The organism is Phyllobacterium myrsinacearum (assembly GCF_014138285.1).
In the GTDB taxonomy this organism is placed as follows: domain Bacteria; phylum Pseudomonadota; class Alphaproteobacteria; order Rhizobiales; family Rhizobiaceae; genus Phyllobacterium; species Phyllobacterium myrsinacearum_A.
Window position 1 is genome coordinate 242144 of sequence record NZ_JACGXN010000001.1, and the last position, 21838, is coordinate 263981.

Below are 21838 nucleotides of genomic sequence, written 5' to 3' on the forward strand. Positions count from 1 at the left end.
GTCAGCCGATCACGCGCTGATCGATCAGCCGTACCTTACCGAAGCGCACCGTGAGCAGGATGACCACGGGCTGTTTGAATTTGCCTGAAACAGGATCAAGCGTCTGGGCATCGCGAATATCCACGGATTCGACTTCGCCGCGCTTCTCGGTTTCCAGCATCGAGCGAACCGCATTGCGGATGGCAGCAACGGAACGCTGTCCTCTCGCGACCATTTCATCGGCACGTTCGAGTGACCTTGGCAGGACTACCGCCGCCTTGCGATGTTCGGGCTTCAGCATGGCATTGCGCGACGAACAGGCAACGCCATCCTCTTCGCGCACTGTTGGCACGCCGGTGATCACAATGGGCATATCGAGATCAACGACCATGCGGCGGATGATCGTCAATTGCTGATAATCCTTCTCGCCGAAGAAGGCGTGGTCCGGCTGCACGATGTTGAACAGTTTCGTCACCACCGTGCTGACGCCGCGAAAATGGCCGGGCCGGATCTTGCCGATCAGGATGCGCGAAAGAACCGGGTTTTCGACGATGGTGTGGGCGCCAGCCCGATAAATTTCTGCCACCTCGGGCGTAAAGACATAATCTACGCCTTCGGCTTTCAGCTTGGCGAGATCACCCGCCATGTCCCGGGGATAGCTGGACAGATCTTCATTGGGCCCGAACTGAGTTGGATTGACGAAAATGGATACAGCAGTCACATCGCACGCGGCACGCGACTGGCGCACCAGCGTCATGTGACCGATATGCAGATAGCCCATGGTCGGCACAAGACCGATGCTTTTGCCCTTCAACCGTTCCGCCTTGAGGGCGGCGCGAAGTTCGGCGATGGTGGAGATGACTTTCATTTCAGTTCTATATCCAGTCCGATATCCAGCGGTGGGGCTGCCATGGTAATTTTCGAGGTCGAGATGTAGTCGACGCCGGTTTCCGCGATCGCCTTGATCGTATCAAAGGTAATATTGCCCGATGCTTCAAGCTTGGCACGACCTGCGTTGATTTTTACCGCTTTTTCAAGCAGTTCCGGCCCCATATTATCAAGAAGAATCACCTCGGCATTGACGGACAATGCCTCATCGAGCTGTGCGAGGCCATCCACTTCCACCTCGATCTTAACGAGATGTCCGGCATAGGCCTGCGCCGCGAGGATAGCCTTCGCCACACCGCCGGCAACTGCAATGTGGTTGTCCTTGATTAGGATCGCATCGTCGAGGCCAAAACGATGATTGGAGCCGCCACCACATTTCACTGCATATTTGGCGAAGGCGCGCATACCCGGAATGGTTTTGCGTATATCGCACACTTTGGCATTGGTGTGAGCGATCAGATCGGCAAAGCGCGCCGTATAGGTGGAGATGCCACTGAGGTGCATGAGGAAATTGAGGGCTACCCGCTCAGCTGACAGGATGGAGCGGGCATTGCCTTCGACAATAGCAATGTCTTCGCCGGATTTGACCCGCGCGCCGTCCTTGACCAGAGCCGTGAATTTTACCGTCGGATTGATCAGCGTAAAGGCCATCCGGGCAAAGCCCAGACCGCAGACCGTTCCGGCTTCGCGGCTGGAAAGAACCGCCTTCGCAGTTGCTTCTTCCGGCAGAGTTGCGTTGCTGGTGATGTCGCCAGCCCTGCCCAGATCCTCCAGCAGCGCACTGCGCACCGCATCTTCGATCAGCAGATCCGGCAGGCTGGGCGGAAAGGCGTGTTGCATAGCTTTGGCTTTCTGCGAAACGTTCATTTGATTATTCCTTCCCTTTGCCCTCAGGCCAGTTCCATCATGTCGCCGACATAGGCCTGCGCATCGTCCAGTGTCAGAAATGTCCGGTGCTGCCATTCCTTGCGCTTTTGAGGAAAATCCGTACGGAAATGCCCGCCCCGGCTTTCCTCGCGCCGCAAGGCGCTGACCGCCACCAGCTTGGCGGTGGCGAGCACATTGCGGAATGCCGGGTCGCGATTGGCCTGTTCGAGGGTGAGAATGGTCTTCAGGCCTGTGATCATGTCCTCGCGGTTGCGGATAACGCCGAAGCTGGCGCTCATGGTCTTGCGCAGTGTCGCCATGGTGGAGCTATCGCCTTCTGACTGAAGATCATCGCGGTCAACGGATCCGGCGGACCAGTCTTTGACCGGTTTTGCGCCATCCCTGCCGATCTTGGCAGCGATGCGGGCGGAGAAGACGACCGCCTCCAACAACGAATTGGATGCAAGGCGGTTGGCACCATGGGCGCCGGTCGATGTGCACTCACCACAGGCCCAAAGACCGTCAATCGAGGTGCGGCCATCCGCATCCGTCTGGATACCGCCCATGAAATAGTGGGCAGCCGGAACGACAGGGATAGGCTGGGTGACGGGATCGATACCGGCATCCTGGCAATAGCGATACACCGTCGGAAACTCCTCGGGGAAAGCCGCACCGACCGCCGTGGTGCAGTCGAGCCAGGCGCCTCGCCCTGCCATCACTTCGGCGTAGATGCCGCGCGCCACCACATCACGCGGGGCGAGTTCGCCTTCCCGGTCGATCTTCAGCATGAATCGTTCGCCATCACGGTTGATCAGCGTCGCGCCATGGCCGCGCAACGCTTCAGTAGCCAGCGGGGCCGGATCCTTGTGCACGTCGAGAGCAGTCGGATGAAACTGCACAAACTCCATATCCGCCATCATCGCACCGGCACGTGCGGCCATGCCGATACCCTCGCCCCGCGCTTCGGATGGATTGGTGGTGACCGCATAGAGATGACCGATGCCGCCTGTCGCAATGACGACCGAGCGGGACGCAAGGTGTACCTTCTCGCCGCGCCCGGCATCGGCGCGGGCGATCACGCCGGTCACCGCCCCCTTTTCCGTGGTGATGTCTTCCACCACATAGCCTTCCATCACACGAATGGATGGCGTGTTCTCGACCGTATGCACCAGTGCCTGCATGATTGCACGACCCGCCATGTCGCCGCGCACACGGACAATGCGGCTTTCCGAATGGGCTGCCTCGCGCGATACCTGAAGCTTGCCTTCGAGATCGCGGTCAAACGGCACGCCGTAGCCCAGCAGGTCGTGCACGCGGGCAGCAGCTTCTGTTGCCATCAAACGCGCAATGCTTTCGTCAACAATGCCATCGCCCGCCGCGACCGTGTCGGCCACGTGTTTGTCTGTGGTATCGCCCTCGGAGACAGCGGCGGCAATGCCCGCCTGTGCCCAGGCGGACGAGGCACCCCGGCCGATGGGGGCAGCGGCCAAAACAGTCACGGGGCGGGGTGCAAGCTTCAGCGCGCAAAACAGGCCCGCCAGACCGCCACCGATAATGATCACAGGCTCGACCTGAGCCGAAGCATCGGAGAATGGTACATGCATCGCAATTACCCCCTGTTGCCCAGCCGGGCCATTGGGTTGAAGGTCAGTTCTTGAGGTTCACCATGCGTTCGACCGCGAGACGCGCACGTTCGGCAACCAGCGGATCAACATGAATTTCCTCACGCATATAGAGCAGGCTTTCCAGAATATTCGGCAGCGTGATGCGCTTCATGTGCGGGCAAAGGTTGCACGGTTTGATGAACTTTACCTCAGGCACCTCAGACTCGATATTCGAAGCCATCGAGCATTCGGTGACGAGAAGCACCTTTGCGGGCTTGCGGTCTTTCACATAATTGATCATGCCGCTGGTGGAGCCGGTATAATCGGCAATCGCCACGACTTCTGGCGGGCATTCCGGATGGGCAATGATCTGGATATCCGGATCGGCAGCCCTGTAGGCCAGAAGCTCATCGGCGGTGAAGCGCTCATGCACTTCGCAATGGCCTTTCCAGGTGAGGATTTTCACATCGGTTTGTGCAGCGACGTTCTGCGCCAGGAATTCATCGGGAATGCAAAGAACCCGATCAACGCCAAAACTTTCGACCACCTGAACGGCATTGGCCGACGTGCAGCAGATATCGCTCTCCGCCTTCACTTCGGCAGAGGTGTTGACATAGGTGACAATCGGCACACCGGGATAGGTTTCCCTGAGCAGGCGGACATCGGCGCCAGTGATGGATTCAGCCAGCGAGCAGCCAGCACGCATATCCGGAATAAGAACGGTTTTCTGCGGGTTCAGAAGTTTTGACGTCTCAGCCATGAAATGCACGCCGCACTGAACGATGATTTCGGCATCGACACGCGTGGCTTCACGGGCAAGCTGCAGCGAGTCCCCGACAATATCAGCGACGCAATGGAAGATTTCCGGCGTCTGGTAATTATGCGCAAGAATGACGGCATTGCGCTGCTTTTTCACGCGGTTGATCGCCGCCACATAGGGCGCATAAACCGGCCATTCGATGCGGGGAATATGATGCGCAACCCGCTGGTAGAGATGTTCGGTTTCCGCTGCCACTTCGGGGGTGAAAGACAGGTCCGGCATTTTGAGAACGCCAAAACGTTCCGCTGCGGATGGGCCGGAGATGTGGCCGCTGGTGGTGCGCGCAGTGCTGGTCATCGTCTTTTCCTCCAAAAGCAACCTCCTCCGGTTGCCTGTTATCGATCATTTATACTCAATATGAGCATATTTGTGATCAAAAGAAAGACGGCAAGGCCGTCGACGAATACATAGGCCAATATTTTCACGGCTTCAAGGGGCAGATTTTCAACAATCGGCTAAAGATTGTCGCAGGAACGAACACGCCGGAAACAATCCGGCGCGAGATTTCCTCCATTACGGATACTGTGCAAGCCGGTAACGCCGCCCGGCTTAAGGGTATTTCCTTGATTTATTCCATAAGGTTAATACGTCGTGCCGCGGTGGCGATAATAGTTTCGGTCCTGTCGATCACGTTTGGCAGGGCTGTCACCACCCAGACGTGGCGTACAATCAGTAAAAATCTTTGCATTGAAATCCGACGGCCGGTCGCAAAAAACCAACGGGCTCACCCGGCCCGAATTGGCACAACCCGCCAAGGTGACGGCACCCAATGCCAGAATCGGTAAAAGAAATCGCATAAGAAACCCCTTTATCTATGTGGTCAGCAGGGAGCGGATTCTCCCATAACGTATCAAATGTATTGAAGTGCCAATTCACATCTATTCAATTGATTGACATCGTAAATAGGATAATCCTCTCCCATATTTAAGGGGGAAAGAAACCATGTCTGCGATTCAGTCGAGCACTGCAAAGCCATCGGGCATCCCTTGGCTGATCATCATTGCCGGCTGCCTCATCGCTGTCATGACGTTCGGCCCGCGCTCGGCCATGGGGCTCTTTCAGCTTCCGCTCCTGCATGACAAGGGCTGGGACCGCACCACATTCGGCATGGCCATCGCCCTGCAGAACCTCTTCTGGGGTATCGGCCAACCGTTTTTCGGCGCAATCGCCGACAAGTTCGGCACATGGCGGGTATTGCTCATGTCGGCAATTCTCTACAGTGCCGGGCTCATTCTCATGGCGTGGGCTTCAACGCCTGGAATGCTCTATATCGGTGGTGGGCTGCTCGTCGGCCTTGGTATTGCCTCCGGCTCCTTTGGAACGATCCTGTCGGCATTTGCGCGCAACGTCTCAGCCGAAAAACGTACATTCGTCTTTGGCATCGGCACTGCAGCGGGTTCTGCCGGCATGTTCGTGTTCTCCCCGCTCAGTCTCGCCCTGATCGACCGGTTTGGCTGGTCCGATGCGCTGGTCTATCTTGGCATCGCCATGCTGATCGTCCCGCTTCTGGCCATCCCGTTGCGCGGCAATTCCTCCAGCGGGCGGATCAGCGAAGCGCAGTACAAGCAATCCATGGGCGAGGCACTGCGTGAAGCGCTTGGACACAGGAGCTATGTACTTCTAACCACAGGATTTTTCGTCTGCGGCTTCCAGCTGGCGTTCATTACCGCGCATTTTCCCGCCTATATCAGCGATATCGGCATCGACGCCAAATATGCGGTGCTGGCGCTTGCCCTCATCGGCTTTTTCAATGTGATCGGCTCGCTGGCTTCAGGCGTCATCAGCCAGCGTTATTCCAAGCCGAAATTCCTCGTCTATCTCTATATCGGCCGCTCTGTGCTCGTCGCAGCCTTCCTGTTGCTGCCGCAGACCGGTACGACAGTCGTCGTGTTTGCCATCCTGATGGGACTGATGTGGCTTTCAACAGTGCCGCCGACAAATGCACTCGTCGCCATCATGTTCGGCACACGCCATCTCGGCATGCTCGGCGGCATCGTCTTTTTATCGCATCAGGTCGGGTCGTTCCTCGGTGTCTGGCTGGGCGGATATCTCTACGATCACTTCGGCAGCTATGATCCCGTGTGGTGGTTGAGTGTCGTCCTCGGAGTCTTTGCAGCGATCGTGCATTGGCCGATTGAAGAGCGCCAGGCGGACCGCCCCGCCCTGCAACCGGCCGAATAGGTCGCGTTACGGCTGCAGGCGTTTGCGGATGGGTTCGAATTCCGGCGTGGCCTTGCGCTTGACCGGATCCGGCTCATTCGCATCGATGGCTTCCCAGTATTTCCAGTTCACCTTTTCTGATCCGAGCTCGTAGTCCATGCCGTCCCAGCTGTCCTCCCGGAAGCTGTAGAAGGCCCAGTGCAGCCTGTTGCTGTCGAGCGCAGTCAGCACATCCTCAAGATAGGTCTTGCAACCCGCGAGCATCCGTACGCAGCCATATTCGCCCGCCACCAGCCGGTTGAGCGGGATACCCTGCGCCTTGGCCCACTCTACCGGCTTGGCCAGATATTCCGTTACCCTCGACGCGTTCCATGTCACGGTTGATCCGGCATAGGAGACCGCGCCCGGATAGGCATAGGGCTTCGTCCGCTTCAGATTGGGAGCACTCGTGGCCTCATAGGGCTCATACATGTGAAAGCTGTAGACCACCTTCTTGTCATCGAGCGGCGTCGGCCAGTAGCTGAAAGCATCCGCAGCGGCATACCACCCGGCATCCGCCATAACAGGTGTCACGGGATCGACCTTGCGAATTTCAGCGATAACCGTGTTGTAGAAGCCAATGAGATCGCGCGGGCCGCCCTTCTGCTTGTCGTACCATGCCCGCATATCGGCTGCGGCGGCATGTTCGGCAATGCCCCCCATCTTTTCCGGCGCGGGCTCGTTGATGATATTGTAGGCGGCCACGGCCGGATGATCCTTCAACGCCGCGGCCAGATCACGCCAGAACCGCGCTGCCTCCTGCCATTTCGACTTGTCCTGCCAGAGCCGGTCATCGAACTTGCCATTGTTGTTCTGCGACCAGCGCATGGATGGCAGGGAAAGCGGCGTGATGACGACCTTGAGGCCGGCCTTGTCCGCGCGGTCGAGCGCCGCCTTCAACGTGGCAAGATCGGTCGCAGGGATACCCTCGTAATGATCCGCATCACCGATGAGAAAGTCGCGCCTGGCTGGCTTCCACTTGTCGTAGGAAAGCCGCACCCAGCTTGCGCCGTACTTCTTCAATGCGTCGAAATAGGTTTGGTCGGGCGGCAGCCTGTTGAAGCTGTTACCGCCATGCTGGGGCGTGTCCCAGAAGGTGATGAGATCGGCAGCATTGGCCGCACAGGTCATGGAGAGGGAGAGAAACAGGGTTGTCGCGATACGCATGGAGCTCTTTCGGATCAATCGTTTGAACGACGATTGACGGGGTAGTGAGGCGAGAATGGGTCCAATTTTGTCCAGCACAGTGATTATAAACAAAAACCGCCGCCTGACGGGTCAAGCGGCGGCAATTTCGGCAATATCATGTGCAGATATCAATCGCGCAAAACTGCCTCGATCTTGTCGAGTGCTTCGGCTTTGCCAATTCCGGTCAGGAAGGCCAGCGTTGTGATCACCGGCTTGCCCAGATCTTTCGGCAACTGGGTTGTGGAGACGACCAGATCGACATCATCGATCTGGCTAGCCACCTCGGTTGCCTTGCACTGGCGTGAATTGAACGTGATACCGCGTTCCTTCAGTGCGTCCTCCACTGCATGGGCAACGACGGTTGACGTCGCGATACCGGTTCCGCAGGCGAAAAGTACGGTCTTTTGTTTGGTCATTGGTCCCTCTTTATCCCAGGCATCATATCAAGCCAGAAGCCGGGTTATGTCTTCAACAGTATTGGATTGCATCAAGGCAGCGATTGTCTCTGCAGACTGAATCGTCATGGCGATTTCCTGCAGCATTTCGATCTGCTGATCCTTGTCGTTCAATGCCATCAGAAAAACCACGCTGACCTGCAGCTTTTCATCCGGATCTTCCATGTTACAGAAGGTCACCGGCCTGCACAGCGTCGCCATGGCCAGCCCCGGCTTCAGCACATGTTCGGGGTCCGTATGCGGAATGGCAACATTGTTGTCCAACCCCAACGGCAAGCCAGTCGGCAACGTGGCCTCCCGGGCAAGCACCGCTTCGGCAAAGCTCGGTTTCACGTATCCCAGACGGTGCAAACGATCGGAAAGAATCCGGATCACGTCCTGATCACTTCCGGCCTCGACCCCAAGGACTATCGCCCCGGGATCGAGATAGTTCAACAAGGCTTTCGCCATTCACTTACTCCAGTATGCGTCTTGTCAGGCAGTCTTATCAGGCATTTTCATCGGCACCGGCAGCACGCTCCCATGCGGCCGTGTTGCGATGATAAGCCCAGAACGCACCAGCAATGATGATCGCGAGAACACCAAGACCAGCAGCACCGAGACCGCGGATCGCAGCAATTACCGCATAGGAAACCCACAGGAACCCATCAACGACACTGGTAATCTGCACCGCATTGGCTGGCATCTTGAAGCCGGACGACTGGGCGGCGCTGGTGAACAGCGGTGCGAGCGCGTTGGCAACATAGAAACCGACAGCCAGCGTGAAGGTGCCTACGATGACCATGCGGAAGACATTCCCCTTCAACAGCGGCGCTGTCATGGCAACGATGAACGGAATAACCGCCAGATCGGCAAAAAGGATGACGCGGTTACCCGGGAGGATGATCGACAGGATAATCGCGATCGGCACGAGGATCAGCGACGAGGAAATCGCTGCGGGATGACCGATCAGGATTGCCGAATCAAGACCGACCAGCAATTCACGATCGCCCGTCCGCTTCTTGACGAAAGCCTGCGCCGCGTCGGAGACCGGCAGAAGTCCTTCCATCAGGATTTTCACCATGCGCGGCAGCAACAGCATCACTGCGGCCAAGGTCATGCCGGTCTGAAGCACCTTGCTGAGAACCACGCCGAAATCTCCGGCATTGTAATAGGCTATGATACCCAGGATAAGACCGATGATCAGGCCGAGAATGACTGGCTCGCCAAAAACCCCGAAGCGCTTTTCGAATGTCTCCGTATTGATTTCGATCTTGTTGATGCCGGGAATCCGGTCGATGATCCAGTTCAGCACAATAGCGATCGGCAAGATCTGCGCAGACGCCAGATGCGGCACGGAAATGCCGGGGATGCCGTAGAACTGCTGGACGGCCTTGGCCGACCAATCAGCAAAGAGCAAGCACAGCGCGACCATCAGCGCAGCGACAATCAGGCCATAAACCAGACTGTCGGTGGCAGCGACGGCGAGTGAGCCGATAAAGGCAAAGTGCCAGAAATTCCACACGTCCACATTGAGCGTACGGGTCAAACGGGTCAAAAGCAGTACGATATTGACAGCGATACCGATCGGAATCACCCACAAACCGACGGACGATCCGAAAGCGATGGCAGCGGCAGACGGCCAACCTACATCAACGATATCGCGCTGAATGCCGGTGTTGGTGACGATCGCCTTGGCGACATCGCCAATCGATGTCAGCATCAGCCCGAGAACCAGATTGATGCCGATAAAGGCCACACCGATGGTGACGGCAGCGCGGAACGCCCGTCCCACCTTGGCCCCCAGCACAACGGCAATGATAAAAATAACGATCGGCAAAAGGACCGTCGGTCCCATCGTGTCGACGGCTGCCTTCAGGCCCGCCAAGAAACTGTCCATTCCAACCTCCCCAGCAGCCATGTTGGGCTGCGCATAACCCCACAACGCTCGTTTTTGCGTCGCGCCAATGTTTGACAGGATATGCAGGAAAAACTAGCGGATTTTCAGAAAATTCGACGGGAATTCACACTTGTACGCAGCGATTTTTATGCAAATTCCCAACGTGTGGGCAGAATTTCATGTATCGGAAAATCTTCGCCGGTTTTAAGTATTCAAACCGGTCTCAGCCGCCGCGCATGAAACTCTCAAGCGGGAAAATCGCACAGGTCTCCGTACCATGGGCGAGAAGCTTGCCATTGGCGTCCCTCAGGAAAGCTTCGGACGTCGCGAGCGTGCGGCCGCGATGCACAAGCTTGCCCTCGCAGAAGACAGGACCGGTCTCCGGTGAAAGTGGACGGACCAGGTTCACTTTGAATTCCACCGTTGTGTAGGCTTCACCCGCCTTGAGGGTCGTCATCACGCAGCAGGCAAGCGCCGAATCCATCAGCGTGGCGACCCAGCCGCCATGAATGCCGCCCAGGGGATTGAGATGTTCCTGTGCCGGGATGCCTTTGAAGACAACCCGGTTCAGTTCGACCTCGTGCAGGTTGAAGGACAGCGTTCTGGCAATGGGCGGTGCGGGATACTCGCCTCGCAACATTGCCTGCAGGATATCCAGACCGCTGCGCTTTGCCAGATCGGCAAGCGGCAGCATGCCTATGCCGCCGGGAAACTCAATCGCTGACACAGTGTCTGAACTCATGGAAGCGCTGACCTTTCCTCTGCAGCCGGTGTCTGTCCTCCCGCTTTTGATATCGATCGGGCTACTGCCGTCAAGAACCCGTCGCGCGACTCCGGCGCTTTCAGCGCCCGCGGTTCCCAGACATGGCGGGTAAAGAAGAAACTGGTCAGGCGAAATGCATCCGCAAGTTCCGCGAGGGAAGCCACCCGCACCTTTGAACTGATCATGAAGGGCGGCATCACCAGAAGCTTGTCAGCCCACGGCGCACCGGCATCGCGCGATACGGCCCGGCCGGATTTCGGCGAGACATAGGCCAGGTTCTCGTCGCTGCCCGTTGCCGCACAGCGTTTCAGATCAAGGCCGAAACCCAGCTCCTCAAGCATCATCACCTCAAACCGCAGGAGCAGTTCGCCGGAGATCAATGGGTCGTCGCAATGTTCGAGGATAATGGCGAGCGTTTCGAAGAGGCCCTGATGCGGATCACGCTCCGGCAGCAACCGCAGATGCGCGGCAGCCAGTTGCAGGGCATAGAGACCGACGGGCTGTTCGATCAGCCGCGCAGCGGCAAAGGAGACGGGTTCGATCTGCATCATGCCGAGATGTTCGTCGATGCGCGCGCGCCAGATGACATCCACCCGGTTTCCCGGTTGCAGCAGCGGTTGCATACGGCGGGAACGTCCCCCGCGCACAAGGCCCATGTGGCGGCCGTGCTCACGCGTCATCAGCTCGAGGATCGCACTGGTTTCACCGTGCCGCCTCGTTCCCAGTATGATTCCTTCGTCCCGCCATTCCATCGGGCGAGACTCGCGCTATCCGTGCGGGAATTCAAGGCCCATTTCGCGGTAACGCTCGGGATCGTTGCCCCAATTGTCACGAACCTTCACGAACAGGAACAGATGGACTTTCTGTTCCAGGATCTCCATCAGTTCCTTGCGCGCCGCTTGACCGATGGACTTGATCGCCTGCCCTTCGTGGCCAAGTACGATCTTCTTCTGGCTGTCGCGCTCGACATAAATGACCTGTTGGATACGGACAGAGCCGTCCGGCTTTTCTTCCCAGCTCTCGGTCTCGATGGTCGAGGAGTACGGCAATTCATTGTGCAGGCGCAAAAAAAGCTTTTCGCGAGTGATTTCAGCAGCCAGCATGCGCATCGGCATGTCGGAAATCTGGTCTTCCGGATAATACCAAGGACCCTCAGGCAGATTGTCAGCGAGGTATTTCAGCAGATCCTTGCAGCCATAGCCCTTCAGGGCCGAAATCATGAACGTCTTGTCGAAATTGATCTTCTCATTGGCGCGTTGCGCCAGTTCCAGAAGTTTCGGCGCTTCGATGCGATCGACCTTGTTGAGGACGAGAATGACCTTGCGCTTCTTTTCGTGCAGGCTGCCCAGAATGGCTTCAGCCTCTTCGTTAATGCCCTCTTCCACATCGATCAGCACAAGAACGATATCGGCATCCTTCGCGCCACCCCAGGCAGTCGTCACCATGGCGCGGTCAAGCCGGCGCTTCGGCTTGAATATACCCGGAGTGTCAACCAGTACCATCTGCGTGCGGTCGTGAATGACAATGCCGCGCACCAGCGCACGCGTTGTCTGCACCTTGTGGGTGACAATCGAAACCTTGCTGCCGACCAGTTGGTTGACCAGCGTCGACTTGCCGGCATTCGGAGCGCCGATCAAAGCAATAAAGCCCGAACGCGTCGGGCCCTCTGGCTGGGTCGCCTCCGGTGTTACATCCTGATCGGTCATTTTGGTCCCTCTTCCTGCGTCTTCTGACGGACGCCTTCCCGGTAAAGCAAGGCGACGGCAGCTTCCTGCTCGGCAATACGCTTGGAGCGCCCCATGCCGGTGGCAGGGGCAAAGCCCTTCACCTCTACCTTCACCGTAAACTGTGGATCATGGTCAGGGCCGGTGCGCTCGACCACGCTGTATAATGGCTGGGCACCATCCTGCTGGTGTGCCCATTCCTGCAACTCAGTCTTGGGATCGCGCTGCGCCGAATTGATTTCGCGCGCGCGGGCATCCCAGTAACGCTGGATGAAAGGTTGCGCCGCTTCAAGCCCGCCGTCCAGATAAATCGTTGCGATCAGCGATTCCACAACGTCGGCGCGCAGGCTTTTCAGCCGCTTGTCCGCCAGTCCCTTCACATCGGAACCGGTGCGGATGAATTCGTGCAGGCCGATTTCATCGGCCACGTCAGCGCATGTATCCGCGTTGACCAGCGAATTGAGCCGCAACGACAGCTCGCCTTCGCTTGCCGTGGGATAGACGCGGAACAGCATCTCGGCAATGACCAGCCCCAGGACGCGATCACCAAGAAATTCGAGCCGCTCATAATCGGACCCGACCGACTGGCGCGCGCTGGCATGGGTCAGCGCACGCTCGAGGCGGGCGATATCACGAAATGTATGGCTCGTCTGCTCCTCCAGTCTGCGAACGGCGTCTGCGGACAAGGTCATAGGCGGCTCATTGGCTCTTCGGGGTGAAAGAGGTTCCATTCACACTGCGCAGGAGACGATCGAAGCGCATTTCCGTTGGCCAGCGCCAGATTTCCAGCGGGCTTGCCTTGTCGGCAATGGAGAAGAAAATGATGTTGGCGCGGCCGATGAAATTCTCGAGTGGCACTGTTCCCAGATCAAAACGGCTGTCGGCAGAATTGTCCCGGTTATCGCCCATCATGAAGAACTGTCCGGCAGGAACAGTGAATTCCCGCGTATTGTCCCCAAGACCATTCTGGGTAAGGTCAAGCGTATCGTACGTGACACCGTTCGGCAGCGTCTCACGATAAACGTCAACCGGATGCGTCACCTCGGTCACATCAGGATTGTTGATCTGGCCGACCTTCACGCGCGGTATGGCAACGCCATTGATATAGACAACCCCCTCACGGACCTGCACCTTGTCGCCGGGCAGACCGATGACGCGCTTGATGTAGTCAATGGACGTATCGGCAGGCGTGCGGAAAACGGCAACGTCACCCCGGAGCGGCTCGCTGCCCCAGATGCGGCCCGAAAACAGGTTGGGCGACAGTGGCAGCGAATATTTCGAGAAGCCGTAGGAAAACTTCGAAACGAAGAGGTAATCGCCTTCAAGCAAAGTCGGGCGCATGGAGCCGGACGGAATATTGAATGGCTGGATCAGCACCGTCCGGATAACCAGAGCGAGCAGCAGAGCCTGTACGACAACGCTGATCGTCTCGCCCAGACCGCCAGATTTTTTCACAACAGATTTGTCGCTCACGCTCGTCCTATCTCCAAATTTATAACGTGCACCCTCTTAACCGCTGAATCCGCAGGGAGCAATGCCGCTTAATGGCGTTTGATTGCGGCTATTCTTCGATTTTCAGCGCTTCGATAATCACGAATGCTTGCGCGAGCGGGAAATCGTCAGTGATCGTCACATGGATGCGAGCCGTGTGGCCAACGGGCAGAATCGCATCGAGACGCTTGGCCGCACCATTGGTGAGACGCATCGTCGGTGCGCCGCTCGGCAGGTTCACAACACCCATATCGCGCCAGAAAACACCTTGGGAAAGACCGGTTCCAAGGGCTTTGGCACAGGCTTCCTTTGCGGCAAAACGCTTGGCATAGGACGCAGCACGCTGTTTGCGGCGTTCGGATTTGACTTGCTCGACTGATGTATAGACTCTGTTGATGAAACGCTCGCCATGGCGTTCCAATGTCTTCTCGATGCGCCTTATATCGATCAGGTCACTGCCGATCCCGATGATCATGACGGTTCAGCGACCTTTTCCATCCGAAACCCGGCCTTTCGCCGGTTCTGGAAACTCGCGACAATCCAGCGCGTCGGAAAATAAACGACAAGCGCGGCAATCAATCCAAGGGGAACAGCGCCGATCAACATGGGTTTGATGATTGGGCCCCACAGCTGACCGAAATCGAGATGCCGCAACATGTGGGCAAGATGGTGAGGAAATGGTTCGTCGCTGGGACCGCCGCTCAGAACAAAGCGCCCCGCTTCCAGCGTTGCACCCCAGATAAATGGCAGGAAAACCGGATTGCCGAGCGTCGTACCGAGAACAGCGGCTGCTATATTGCCGCCGATCACCCAGGCAATGGCCAGCGCCACGGCAATATGAACACCAAGAAGCGGAATAAACGAGGCAAAAATGCCCGCGGCCAAGCCCGCAGCAATAGCATGCGGCGTCGCTCGCAGCCGCAATACGCGCTTGCCAAAATAACGCAGTGACCGGCCGATGGAGCGGCGCGGCCACAGCGCAGTACGCATCCGTTCACGAAAGCCCGGTTTTGCACGCCGTTTGAAGAGCATTGGTATTCAGGTTCCTCGGTACCGGAGCCAGCGAGTGTAAAACTGACTCAGGTGCTGTCTTCTTATGGTTAACTAAATATTACGACTACCGGGCTTAACGGGCGGAATTGCGGCAAGCTCCGGTGGTAATTGATCTGCAGGATATGCCGGTACTTCATATTCCGCCAGTGCGATAAGCGGTACGCCAACATTTGTTTTCCCCGCCGAGCGGTCGATGATGCAGGCAGCAGCCAGAACATCGGCGCCCAGTTCCTGCAAGGTGGTGACGGTCTCGCGGATCGACAAGCCTGTCGAGACAATATCTTCAACGATGACGACGCGTGCGCCCTTGGCAATTTCAAAGCGGCGCAACCGGAATATGCCGTTTTCGCGTTCGACCCAGATTGCCGGGACGCCGAGATGGCGTGACGTTTCATATGCAGGAATAATGCCGCCAATAGCCGGTCCGACCACATAGTCGATCTGGCCAAGGTCCGCGTCCCTGATCTTGGCAGCGAGTGCCCGGCAGACTTGCTCGGTCTTGTCAGCGTGCATGAACACACGGGCCTTTTGCAGGAAGGTCGGGCTGCGCAAGCCTGATGTCAGGATGAAGTGCCCTTCGAGCACTGCCCCTGCTTCGCGAAATACCTGAAGAACTTCATCCGTGTTCATGTGTGCCCTCTATCCGTTCACGCGCTGTGCGTCGCTGACGCATTTGCTTTCCTTGAGTTTCGACAGGATCCGGTTGAGATGTTTCAGATCCCAGACCTCCAGATCGACGATCATCTGCGTAAAATCAGGTGCCGTGCGGACCATGGAGAGATTGTGAATATTGGTTTCGTTCGCCGCAATGATCTCGGCAATTTCTGCCAATGAACCCGGCGCATTGATCGCTGAAATGTTGATGCGGGCCGGAAAGCGGTCACGCCTGCTCTCGTCAATATCCCAACGCACGTCGATCCAGCGCTCCGGCTGATCGTCATAGGCCATGAGTGCCGACGACTGGATAGGATAAATCGTCATGCCTGAGCCAGGCTGAAGAATGCCAACGATGCGGTCACCAGGCACCGCACCTTCCGGCGAGAAATGCACGGGCATATCAGGGCTCGCACCACGGATAGGCAGGGCGTGCGGACCACCCGGCTCCCATCCTGTCGTGGCTTCGCTGCCCTCGGGTATCTTGAAGATCATGCCTGATGTATTGCGGAAATTGACCCAGCCCTCTTCGCGCTCGGTCGGCGTCGGCTTCGGCTTCGAGTCCTGATATTCCGGATAGACGGCCTTCATGACGTCGGAAGACGGCAATTCACCCCGGCCAACCGCTGCCAGAACATCATCGATCTCCTTGCGCGCAAGACGCGGCAAGCCCTTCTTCAGCTCGTCGCGGGAATAGACCTTGCCTGCCCGCTCGAATGCACGCTCCAGAATCTGCGTGCCCAGGCCGGAATATTGCTTGCGTACGGCAATGCGCGTTGCCCGGCGGATGGCCGCCCGCGCCTTACCCGTTACAACCACGGATTCCCAGGCAGCCGGCGGTGTCTGCGCCTTGGAGCGGATGATTTCCACTTCATCGCCATTATGCAGCTCGGTCATCAGCGGCATGATGCGGCCGTTGACCTTGGCACCAACGCAGCTGTCACCGATATTGGTGTGAACCGCATAGGCGAAATCGATCGGTGTTGCCCCGCGCGGCAGTGCGATAAGACGCCCCTTGGGGGTAAAGCAGAACACCTGATCCTGAAACAGCTCGAGCTTGGTGTGCTCGAGGAACTCTTCCGGATTATCACCTTCCGCCAGTGCTTCAATGGTCTGCCGCAACCATGCGTAGGCGTTGGTTTCCGTCGAAATGACATGCGGATTCTGGGCGCTGCCGCGATCCTTGTAGATCGAGTGGGCAGCGACACCGTATTCGGCAATGTCGTTCATTTCGCGGGTGCGGATCTGCAGTTCGACACGCTGACGCGACGGACCGACGATGGTTGTGTGGATCGAGCGATAATCGTTCTGCTTGGGTGTCGAGATGTAATCCTTGAAACGGCCCGGAACCATTGACCACGTGGTATGGATGATACCGAGCGCGTTATAACAATCGGCCACGGTATCGACGACGACGCGAAATCCGAAGATGTCGGAAAGCTGTTCGAAGGAGAGCCCCTTGCTTTCCATCTTGCGGAAAACCGACCATGCTTTTTTCTGCCGGCTTTTGACGTTGGCCTTGATGCCGTGCTTTTCGAACAGGCTGGAAAGATCGGTCTCAATCTGGGCCAGCGTACTGCGGTTCTTCTCCATCAGTTCGGCGAGCCGGTTGGTCACCGCGTTGAAGGCTTCGGGGTTGATATAGCGGAAAGCCAGTCCTTCCAGTTCTTCGCGCATGTCCTGCATACCCATGCGGCCGGCGAGCGGCGCATAGATATCCATGGTTTCCTCGGAGATGCGCAAACGCTTGTCCGGCGGCACGTGATGCAGCGTGCGCATATTGTGCAGACGGTCGGCAAGTTTGACCAGCAGCACCCGCACGTCATCGGAAATGGCGAGAAGCAGTTTGCGCAGGTTTTCCGCCTGAACCGCCTTCTTCGATACAAGATCCAGCTTTTTCAGCTTGGTCAGGCCCTCGACAAGCTTGCCGATGTCCGGGCCGAACAGCGTATCGATCTCCTGACGCGTCGCTGACGTGTCCTCGATCGTGTCATGCAGCAGGGCAATGGCGATCGTGGCCTCGTCCAGATGCATGTCGGTGAGAATCGCCGCAACCTCGAGCGGATGCGAGAAATAGGGATCGCCTGATGCACGCTTCTGATGGCCATGCTTCTGCATGGCATAGACGTAGGCTTTGTTGAGCAGCGCCTCATTGACGTCAGGCTTGTAACGCTGAACACGCTCGACAAGCTCATACTGACGCATCATGGACGGAAGCCCCCAAACTCATTCATCTAAATTATCGAGCGATATATGGTAATTGCGTTACCAAGACGCAAAAATAATGCGCCGCAGAAAGACTGCGACGCATCAAGATAGCCTGAACTGGCAATCGGTCGCGCCTTACGCGCGACATTTGATTAATAGTCGTCGCTTTTTTCCGGAGCTACCAAGCCCTCGATACCGGCCAGCAATTCTTCTTCCGACATGCTGTCGAACGAAACATTGTCGTCAGCTTCCACTTCGACAACTTCGTTGCCTTCGCTGTCGCTTGACGTGACCTGCGCTACCACAGCAACGGCTTCCGGCTCATCGACTTCCACATGCTTCTGCAGTGAATGGATGAGATCTTCCTTAAGATCGCCTGGTGACAGGGTCTCATCTGCGATTTCGCGCAATGCAACAACCGGGTTCTTATCATTGTCGCGATCAATGGTGATCGCTGCACCCTGCGAAATCAGGCGCGCGCGATGACTGGCGAGCAAAACCAGTTCAAACCGGTTTTCGACCTTGTCAACGCAATCTTCAACAGTGACGCGGGCCATGAACTGCCCCTTTCATTTTTAACTGAATTAGCGGATTAAGCCGGACATAACGCGGTTGCGCAGAAAAAACAAGTAAAAGCCGTCGAAGTGTTCGACAAGACCTGTTGATCGTCTAAAAATCGATCATCATGTCAATCACCATATGTTGAGCACTCCTGTCCGAAATTCGGACAAATTTTCCGGCGAGGTATTGGCTTTTAACCGAACCCGACGTAGTAAATATGCTACTTACGTATAAGATCAGATCGGGCTTTATTACCTCCAAGCTGATTTGAAATTGAAGCTCACCTTTTTGAAATGGAACGTTATTATGTTTGATCCACGTGAAAAGATCGTCTTGTTTATCGATGGTGCAAATCTCTACGCAGCCTCAAAGGTACTGGGATTTGATATTGACTATCGCAAGCTTCTTTCAGCTTTTCAGAAGAGAGGTTATTTGCTTCGCGCGTATTACTATACTGCGCTTGTTGAAGATCAGGAATACTCTTCCATTCGTCCTTTGATCGATTGGCTGGACTATAACGGATACAAGGTCGTTACAAAGCCCGCCAAAGAGTTCACCGATTCTGCGGGCCGCCGTAAGATCAAGGGCAACATGGACATTGAACTTGCTGTCGATGCCATGCAGCTGACCGACACAGTTGATCACTTTGTTATCTTCTCCGGTGACGGAGATTTCCGTTCGCTGGTCGAAGCCTTGCAGCGCAAGGGCCGCAAGGTCAGCGTTGTCTCGACCCTCTCGACCCAGCCACCGATGATTTCAGATGAACTGCGCCGTCAGGCGGACCATTTCATCGATCTGACATCCTTGCGCACCGAAATTGGCCGCGAACCGTCTGAGCGCGCACCACGCCGCGTCGAAGAAGAACAGGTCGACTACTAATATTTGTCGAAAGATTTGGAAATGCCGCATGGAAAACCGTGCGGCATTGTGCTTTTTACCGGCTCATGAGTGTCGAACCCTCCCCCGATTGCCCCATCTGCCCGCGTCTTCATGATTTCATCGCCGAATGGCGGGTGAAGGAGCCGACATGGCACAATGCGCCGGTTCCGACATTTCTCCCCGCTGGTGGAATTGAATCAGGGCAACTGCTTATTGTCGGACTCGCACCCGGTGTACGTGGGGCGAACCGGACAGGCCGTCCATTCACCGGCGATTATGCCGGAGACTTGCTATACGGCACGCTGTCAGAGTTCGGCTTTTCCCGTGGCACGTTTGCCGCCCGTCCTGACGATGGTCTGGAACTGCTCAACACGGCTATCGTCAATGCCGTTCGTTGTGTGCCGCCGGAAAACAAACCCGTCGGCAGCGAAATCAACAATTGCCGCCGGTTTCTGACGCCGACAATCCAACAGTTCAAAAACCTGCGTGCCATTGTCACACTGGGCACCATTGCGCACCAGTCTACCGTGCGCGCCCTGAAGCAGCCGGTTGCCAAATTCCCCTTCAGCCATGGCGGTCAATCCGATATCGGGGACATCCGGATTTTTTCCAGCTATCATTGCTCGCGGTACAATACGAATACCGGACGCCTGACCGAGGCCATGTTCAAGAGCGTGTTTGCTGCCGTACGCGCGCATCTCAATGCGGCGGCCTGAGACGCCCTACAGCATGATCTTCCTCAGGATGAACTTGCGAACCACGCACCACCGTTATCCGTGGTTCGACAAGCTCACCATGAGGGAGAGTGAGGATTGCAAAACAGGAAGAACTAGCCGCGATCGCGCAGCAGCCGTGATTTTTCACGATTCCAGTCGCGCTGCTTTTCCGTTTCGCGCTTGTCATGCAGTTTCTTGCCGCGTGCGACGGCAAGTTCCAGCTTCGCCCGGCCCTGATCATTGAAATAGAGTTTCAGCGGCACGACTGTCATGCCCTCGCGGTCGACCGATTGCGCCAACCGTGCCATTTCACGCTTGCTGACCAGAAGCTTGCGATGGCGGCGCGGTTCATGGTTGAAGCGGTTGGCCTGCAGATATTCCGGAATATAGGAATTGATCAGCCAGAACTCGCCATTCTCAAGGCTGGCGTAGCTTTCCGCTATGTTGGACTGATTGTTGCGCAGGGATTTGACTTCCGTGCCCTGCAGCACAATGCCAGCCTCCATCGTGTCGAGAATCTCGAAATTGAAGCGCGCTCTGCGGTTTTCAGCAATGATCTTGCTAACCGTTATGGGTTTTTTGGCAGCTTTGGGCTTGTTCATGAGGCCTATATAGTGCTTTCCAAGTAGGTCGTACACTCACAAATCTGATCGAAATGGCGCCTGAAACGGCAAGAAGATGCGAGGAGAGGCGTGAAGGGCGGGGCCTTTCCCCCGGCCGAGCGGCTCGACACTGCAGATTGCAGCCGTTTCGGCGTCCGGAGGATATGGTCCATTTGCCCGGCTACGTCGTCGCAAAGGCTCGACAATGAACCACATTGCCATCGCCTTTGCTCCTCGTATCCAAGCAAATGGCCTCATACCATTTCAATTAGATTTATGAGTGCACGACCTCAATTGTCAGTTGATCAGCCCCGCATGTTTCATCGCCTGATCAATACGGTCCGCAGTAGCGGCTTCAATCGGGACGAGCGGGGAACGCAGCGAATTGTTCATCTTGCCCAGCTTGGACAGGGCATATTTCGGGCCGGTCGGGTTTGGCTCGATAAAGAGTGCCTTGTGCAGCGGCATCAGGCGATCCTGAATGGCCAGGGCAGCAGGATAATCACCGCGGAGAGTCGCTGCCTGGAATTCAGCGCAAAGGCGCGGCGCGATGTTTGACGTGACGGAAATGCAGCCGACGCCGCCATGGGCGTTAAAGCCGAGAGCGGAGGCGTCCTCGCCAGAGAGCTGGATGAAATCAAGCCCGCAGGTGATGCGCTGTTCCGAGACGCGCTCGATCTTGCCAGTCGCATCCTTGACGCCGGCGATATTCTTGAAATCGTGCGCCAGCTGGCCCATCGTCTCCGGAGTCATGTCAATGATCGAACGACCCGGAATATTGTAGATGATGATGGGCAGCGAGACCGATTCGGCCACGGCCTTGTAGTGGGCATAGAGACCGCGCTGGTTCGGCTTGTTGTAATAGGGCGTGACAACCAGAATGGCATCCGCTCCAGCCTTCTCGGCATGCTGTGCCAGTTCGATGGCTTCACGGGTATTGTTGGAGCCTGCACCTGCAATCACCGGAACCTTACCCTTGGCTTCCTCGATGCACACTTCAACCACCCGCTTATGTTCGGCATGCGACAGTGTGGGCGATTCACCCGTGGTTCCGACAGGAACGAAACCATTTGTGCCCTCGGCAATCTGCCAGCCCAGAAACGCACGAAAGGCTTTCTCGTCAAACGAGCCGTTTTGGTCGAATGGCGTGACGAGAGCGGTAATTGAGCCTTTCAGCATAGTAAACTCCAAGAAAACAAGAATGGGTCATGGCCCAAACCAATAAGCTAAGGACCACAAGGTGGCGCACCATAGTCGTGCAGCCTCCGCCGGGCAAGATGATTTCCTTGATGAAAAACAGCAATACAA

The 21838-nt window shown here is 56.7% G+C and carries 23 protein-coding genes; 3 read left to right on the forward strand and 20 right to left on the reverse strand.

Annotated features, from left to right (window positions below; translation table 11 throughout):
* Nucleotide 1: 1 nt before the first annotated feature.
* The 4 genes from panC to nadA are packed head-to-tail and all read right to left on the reverse strand — an operon-like array spanning nt 2 to nt 4455.
* Nucleotides 2–847 (reverse strand): pantoate--beta-alanine ligase, encoded by an 846-nt coding sequence (gene panC, locus FHW16_RS01280; RefSeq protein WP_182547363.1) that lies wholly within the window; start codon nt 845–847, stop codon nt 2–4.
* Nucleotides 844–1707 (reverse strand): carboxylating nicotinate-nucleotide diphosphorylase, encoded by an 864-nt coding sequence (nadC, locus tag FHW16_RS01285; RefSeq protein ID WP_182548864.1) that lies wholly within the window; start codon nt 1705–1707, stop codon nt 844–846. The genes panC and nadC overlap by 4 nt, the downstream gene beginning before the upstream one ends.
* Nucleotides 1708–1757: 50 nt before the next feature.
* Nucleotides 1758–3338: an L-aspartate oxidase gene (locus FHW16_RS01290; protein WP_182547364.1), complete on the reverse strand. Its 1581-nt coding sequence runs from the start codon at nt 3336–3338 to the stop codon at nt 1758–1760.
* A 43-nt stretch (nt 3339–3381) separates the two neighbouring features.
* Nucleotides 3382–4455: a quinolinate synthase NadA gene (gene nadA / locus FHW16_RS01295; RefSeq protein ID WP_182547365.1), complete on the reverse strand. Its 1074-nt coding sequence runs from the start codon at nt 4453–4455 to the stop codon at nt 3382–3384.
* 645 nt (nt 4456–5100) lie between these two features.
* On the opposite strand from nadA, the gene FHW16_RS01300 reads away from it, so the two are divergent.
* Nucleotides 5101–6339, forward strand: coding sequence for an MFS transporter (locus FHW16_RS01300; RefSeq protein ID WP_182547366.1), 1239 nt, complete (start codon nt 5101–5103; stop codon nt 6337–6339).
* A gap of 6 nt (nt 6340–6345) precedes the next feature.
* On the opposite strand, the gene FHW16_RS01305 is transcribed toward FHW16_RS01300, so the two are convergent.
* From FHW16_RS01305 to rpoZ, 14 genes are all read right to left on the reverse strand, one after another.
* Nucleotides 6346–7524 (reverse strand): glycoside hydrolase family 5 protein, encoded by a 1179-nt coding sequence (locus FHW16_RS01305; RefSeq protein WP_182547367.1) that lies wholly within the window; start codon nt 7522–7524, stop codon nt 6346–6348.
* A 149-nt stretch (nt 7525–7673) separates the two neighbouring features.
* Nucleotides 7674–7961, reverse strand: coding sequence for a PTS sugar transporter subunit IIB (locus FHW16_RS01310; protein WP_182547368.1), 288 nt, complete (start codon nt 7959–7961; stop codon nt 7674–7676).
* A 27-nt stretch (nt 7962–7988) separates the two neighbouring features.
* Nucleotides 7989–8450, reverse strand: a complete 462-nt coding sequence (locus tag FHW16_RS01315; protein ID WP_182547369.1) for a PTS sugar transporter subunit IIA — start codon at nt 8448–8450, stop codon at nt 7989–7991.
* A gap of 37 nt (nt 8451–8487) precedes the next feature.
* The gene (locus FHW16_RS01320; protein ID WP_182547370.1) at nt 8488–9879 is read right to left on the reverse strand and encodes a PTS galactitol transporter subunit IIC; all 1392 of its coding nucleotides are present in this window, start codon (nt 9877–9879) and stop codon (nt 8488–8490) included.
* A gap of 223 nt (nt 9880–10102) precedes the next feature.
* On the reverse strand, nt 10103–10621 hold the full coding sequence (locus FHW16_RS01325) for a PaaI family thioesterase (RefSeq protein ID WP_182547371.1): 519 nt from the start codon (nt 10619–10621) through the stop codon (nt 10103–10105).
* Complete coding sequence (recO, locus tag FHW16_RS01330) at nt 10618–11394, reverse strand: DNA repair protein RecO (RefSeq protein ID WP_182547372.1); 777 nt, start codon at nt 11392–11394, stop codon at nt 10618–10620. The genes FHW16_RS01325 and recO overlap by 4 nt, the downstream gene beginning before the upstream one ends.
* Nucleotides 11395–11409: 15 nt before the next feature.
* Nucleotides 11410–12348, reverse strand: coding sequence for a GTPase Era (gene era / locus FHW16_RS01335; protein WP_182547373.1), 939 nt, complete (start codon nt 12346–12348; stop codon nt 11410–11412).
* Nucleotides 12345–13058 carry a ribonuclease III gene (gene rnc / locus FHW16_RS01340; protein ID WP_182547374.1) on the reverse strand — a complete coding sequence of 238 codons (714 nt, stop codon included), beginning with the start codon at nt 13056–13058 and terminating at the stop codon, nt 12345–12347. The genes era and rnc overlap by 4 nt, the downstream gene beginning before the upstream one ends.
* A gap of 7 nt (nt 13059–13065) precedes the next feature.
* The gene (gene lepB, locus FHW16_RS01345; RefSeq protein ID WP_182547375.1) at nt 13066–13839 is read right to left on the reverse strand and encodes a signal peptidase I; all 774 of its coding nucleotides are present in this window, start codon (nt 13837–13839) and stop codon (nt 13066–13068) included.
* Nucleotides 13840–13927: 88 nt separating this feature from the next.
* Complete coding sequence (gene acpS / locus FHW16_RS01350) at nt 13928–14332, reverse strand: holo-ACP synthase (RefSeq protein WP_182547376.1); 405 nt, start codon at nt 14330–14332, stop codon at nt 13928–13930.
* A complete protein-coding gene (locus tag FHW16_RS01355; protein WP_182547377.1) occupies nt 14329–14889 on the reverse strand; it encodes a DUF2062 domain-containing protein in 561 nt (186 codons plus the stop codon). Before FHW16_RS01355 ends, acpS begins: the two co-directional genes overlap by 4 nt.
* A 72-nt stretch (nt 14890–14961) precedes the next feature.
* On the reverse strand, nt 14962–15540 hold the full coding sequence (gene pyrE, locus FHW16_RS01360; RefSeq protein ID WP_182547378.1) for an orotate phosphoribosyltransferase: 579 nt from the start codon (nt 15538–15540) through the stop codon (nt 14962–14964).
* Nucleotides 15541–15549: 9 nt separating this feature from the next.
* On the reverse strand, nt 15550–17772 hold the full coding sequence (locus tag FHW16_RS01365) for a RelA/SpoT family protein (RefSeq protein ID WP_182547379.1): 2223 nt from the start codon (nt 17770–17772) through the stop codon (nt 15550–15552).
* Nucleotides 17773–17924: 152 nt separating this feature from the next.
* A complete protein-coding gene (gene rpoZ / locus FHW16_RS01370) occupies nt 17925–18329 on the reverse strand; it encodes a DNA-directed RNA polymerase subunit omega (protein ID WP_182547380.1) in 405 nt (134 codons plus the stop codon).
* 310 nt (nt 18330–18639) lie between these two features.
* Here rpoZ and FHW16_RS01375 point away from each other — a divergent pair, with 310 nt between their 5' ends.
* Both FHW16_RS01375 and FHW16_RS01380 read left to right on the forward strand, forming a co-directional pair.
* On the forward strand, nt 18640–19212 hold the full coding sequence (locus FHW16_RS01375) for an NYN domain-containing protein (RefSeq protein WP_112524482.1): 573 nt from the start codon (nt 18640–18642) through the stop codon (nt 19210–19212).
* Between the two features lie 65 nt (nt 19213–19277).
* A complete protein-coding gene (locus FHW16_RS01380) occupies nt 19278–19928 on the forward strand; it encodes a uracil-DNA glycosylase (protein WP_182547381.1) in 651 nt (216 codons plus the stop codon).
* A 113-nt stretch (nt 19929–20041) separates the two neighbouring features.
* Here the strand turns inward: FHW16_RS01380 and smpB are convergent, their stop codons facing one another.
* Complete coding sequence (gene smpB / locus FHW16_RS01385; protein ID WP_182547382.1) at nt 20042–20530, reverse strand: SsrA-binding protein SmpB; 489 nt, start codon at nt 20528–20530, stop codon at nt 20042–20044.
* A 297-nt stretch (nt 20531–20827) separates the two neighbouring features.
* The gene (gene dapA, locus FHW16_RS01390) at nt 20828–21709 is read right to left on the reverse strand and encodes a 4-hydroxy-tetrahydrodipicolinate synthase (protein WP_182547383.1); all 882 of its coding nucleotides are present in this window, start codon (nt 21707–21709) and stop codon (nt 20828–20830) included.
* Nucleotides 21710–21838 lie beyond the last annotated feature (129 nt).

What these genes read in the sequence shown, in the direction of transcription:
- panC (WP_182547363.1), bottom strand. Translation starts at nt 847, where the DNA reads ATGAAAGTCATCTCCACCATCGCCGAACTTCGCGCCGCCCTCAAGGCG.
- nadC (WP_182548864.1), bottom strand. Translation starts at nt 1,707, where the DNA reads ATGCAACACGCCTTTCCGCCCAGCCTGCCGGATCTGCTGATCGAAGAT.
- FHW16_RS01290 (WP_182547364.1), bottom strand. Translation starts at nt 3,338, where the DNA reads ATGCATGTACCATTCTCCGATGCTTCGGCTCAGGTCGAGCCTGTGATC.
- nadA (WP_182547365.1), bottom strand. Translation starts at nt 4,455, where the DNA reads ATGACCAGCACTGCGCGCACCACCAGCGGCCACATCTCCGGCCCATCC.
- FHW16_RS01300 (WP_182547366.1), top strand. Translation starts at nt 5,101, where the DNA reads ATGTCTGCGATTCAGTCGAGCACTGCAAAGCCATCGGGCATCCCTTGG.
- FHW16_RS01305 (WP_182547367.1), bottom strand. Translation starts at nt 7,524, where the DNA reads ATGCGTATCGCGACAACCCTGTTTCTCTCCCTCTCCATGACCTGTGCG.
- FHW16_RS01310 (WP_182547368.1), bottom strand. Translation starts at nt 7,961, where the DNA reads ATGACCAAACAAAAGACCGTACTTTTCGCCTGCGGAACCGGTATCGCG.
- FHW16_RS01315 (WP_182547369.1), bottom strand. Translation starts at nt 8,450, where the DNA reads ATGGCGAAAGCCTTGTTGAACTATCTCGATCCCGGGGCGATAGTCCTT.
- FHW16_RS01320 (WP_182547370.1), bottom strand. Translation starts at nt 9,879, where the DNA reads ATGGACAGTTTCTTGGCGGGCCTGAAGGCAGCCGTCGACACGATGGGA.
- FHW16_RS01325 (WP_182547371.1), bottom strand. Translation starts at nt 10,621, where the DNA reads ATGAGTTCAGACACTGTGTCAGCGATTGAGTTTCCCGGCGGCATAGGC.
- recO (WP_182547372.1), bottom strand. Translation starts at nt 11,394, where the DNA reads ATGGAATGGCGGGACGAAGGAATCATACTGGGAACGAGGCGGCACGGT.
- era (WP_182547373.1), bottom strand. Translation starts at nt 12,348, where the DNA reads ATGACCGATCAGGATGTAACACCGGAGGCGACCCAGCCAGAGGGCCCG.
- rnc (WP_182547374.1), bottom strand. Translation starts at nt 13,058, where the DNA reads ATGACCTTGTCCGCAGACGCCGTTCGCAGACTGGAGGAGCAGACGAGC.
- acpS (WP_182547376.1), bottom strand. Translation starts at nt 14,332, where the DNA reads ATGATCATCGGGATCGGCAGTGACCTGATCGATATAAGGCGCATCGAG.
- FHW16_RS01355 (WP_182547377.1), bottom strand. Translation starts at nt 14,889, where the DNA reads ATGCTCTTCAAACGGCGTGCAAAACCGGGCTTTCGTGAACGGATGCGT.
- pyrE (WP_182547378.1), bottom strand. Translation starts at nt 15,540, where the DNA reads ATGAACACGGATGAAGTTCTTCAGGTATTTCGCGAAGCAGGGGCAGTG.
- FHW16_RS01365 (WP_182547379.1), bottom strand. Translation starts at nt 17,772, where the DNA reads ATGATGCGTCAGTATGAGCTTGTCGAGCGTGTTCAGCGTTACAAGCCT.
- rpoZ (WP_182547380.1), bottom strand. Translation starts at nt 18,329, where the DNA reads ATGGCCCGCGTCACTGTTGAAGATTGCGTTGACAAGGTCGAAAACCGG.
- FHW16_RS01375 (WP_112524482.1), top strand. Translation starts at nt 18,640, where the DNA reads ATGTTTGATCCACGTGAAAAGATCGTCTTGTTTATCGATGGTGCAAAT.
- FHW16_RS01380 (WP_182547381.1), top strand. Translation starts at nt 19,278, where the DNA reads ATGAGTGTCGAACCCTCCCCCGATTGCCCCATCTGCCCGCGTCTTCAT.
- smpB (WP_182547382.1), bottom strand. Translation starts at nt 20,530, where the DNA reads ATGAACAAGCCCAAAGCTGCCAAAAAACCCATAACGGTTAGCAAGATC.
- dapA (WP_182547383.1), bottom strand. Translation starts at nt 21,709, where the DNA reads ATGCTGAAAGGCTCAATTACCGCTCTCGTCACGCCATTCGACCAAAAC.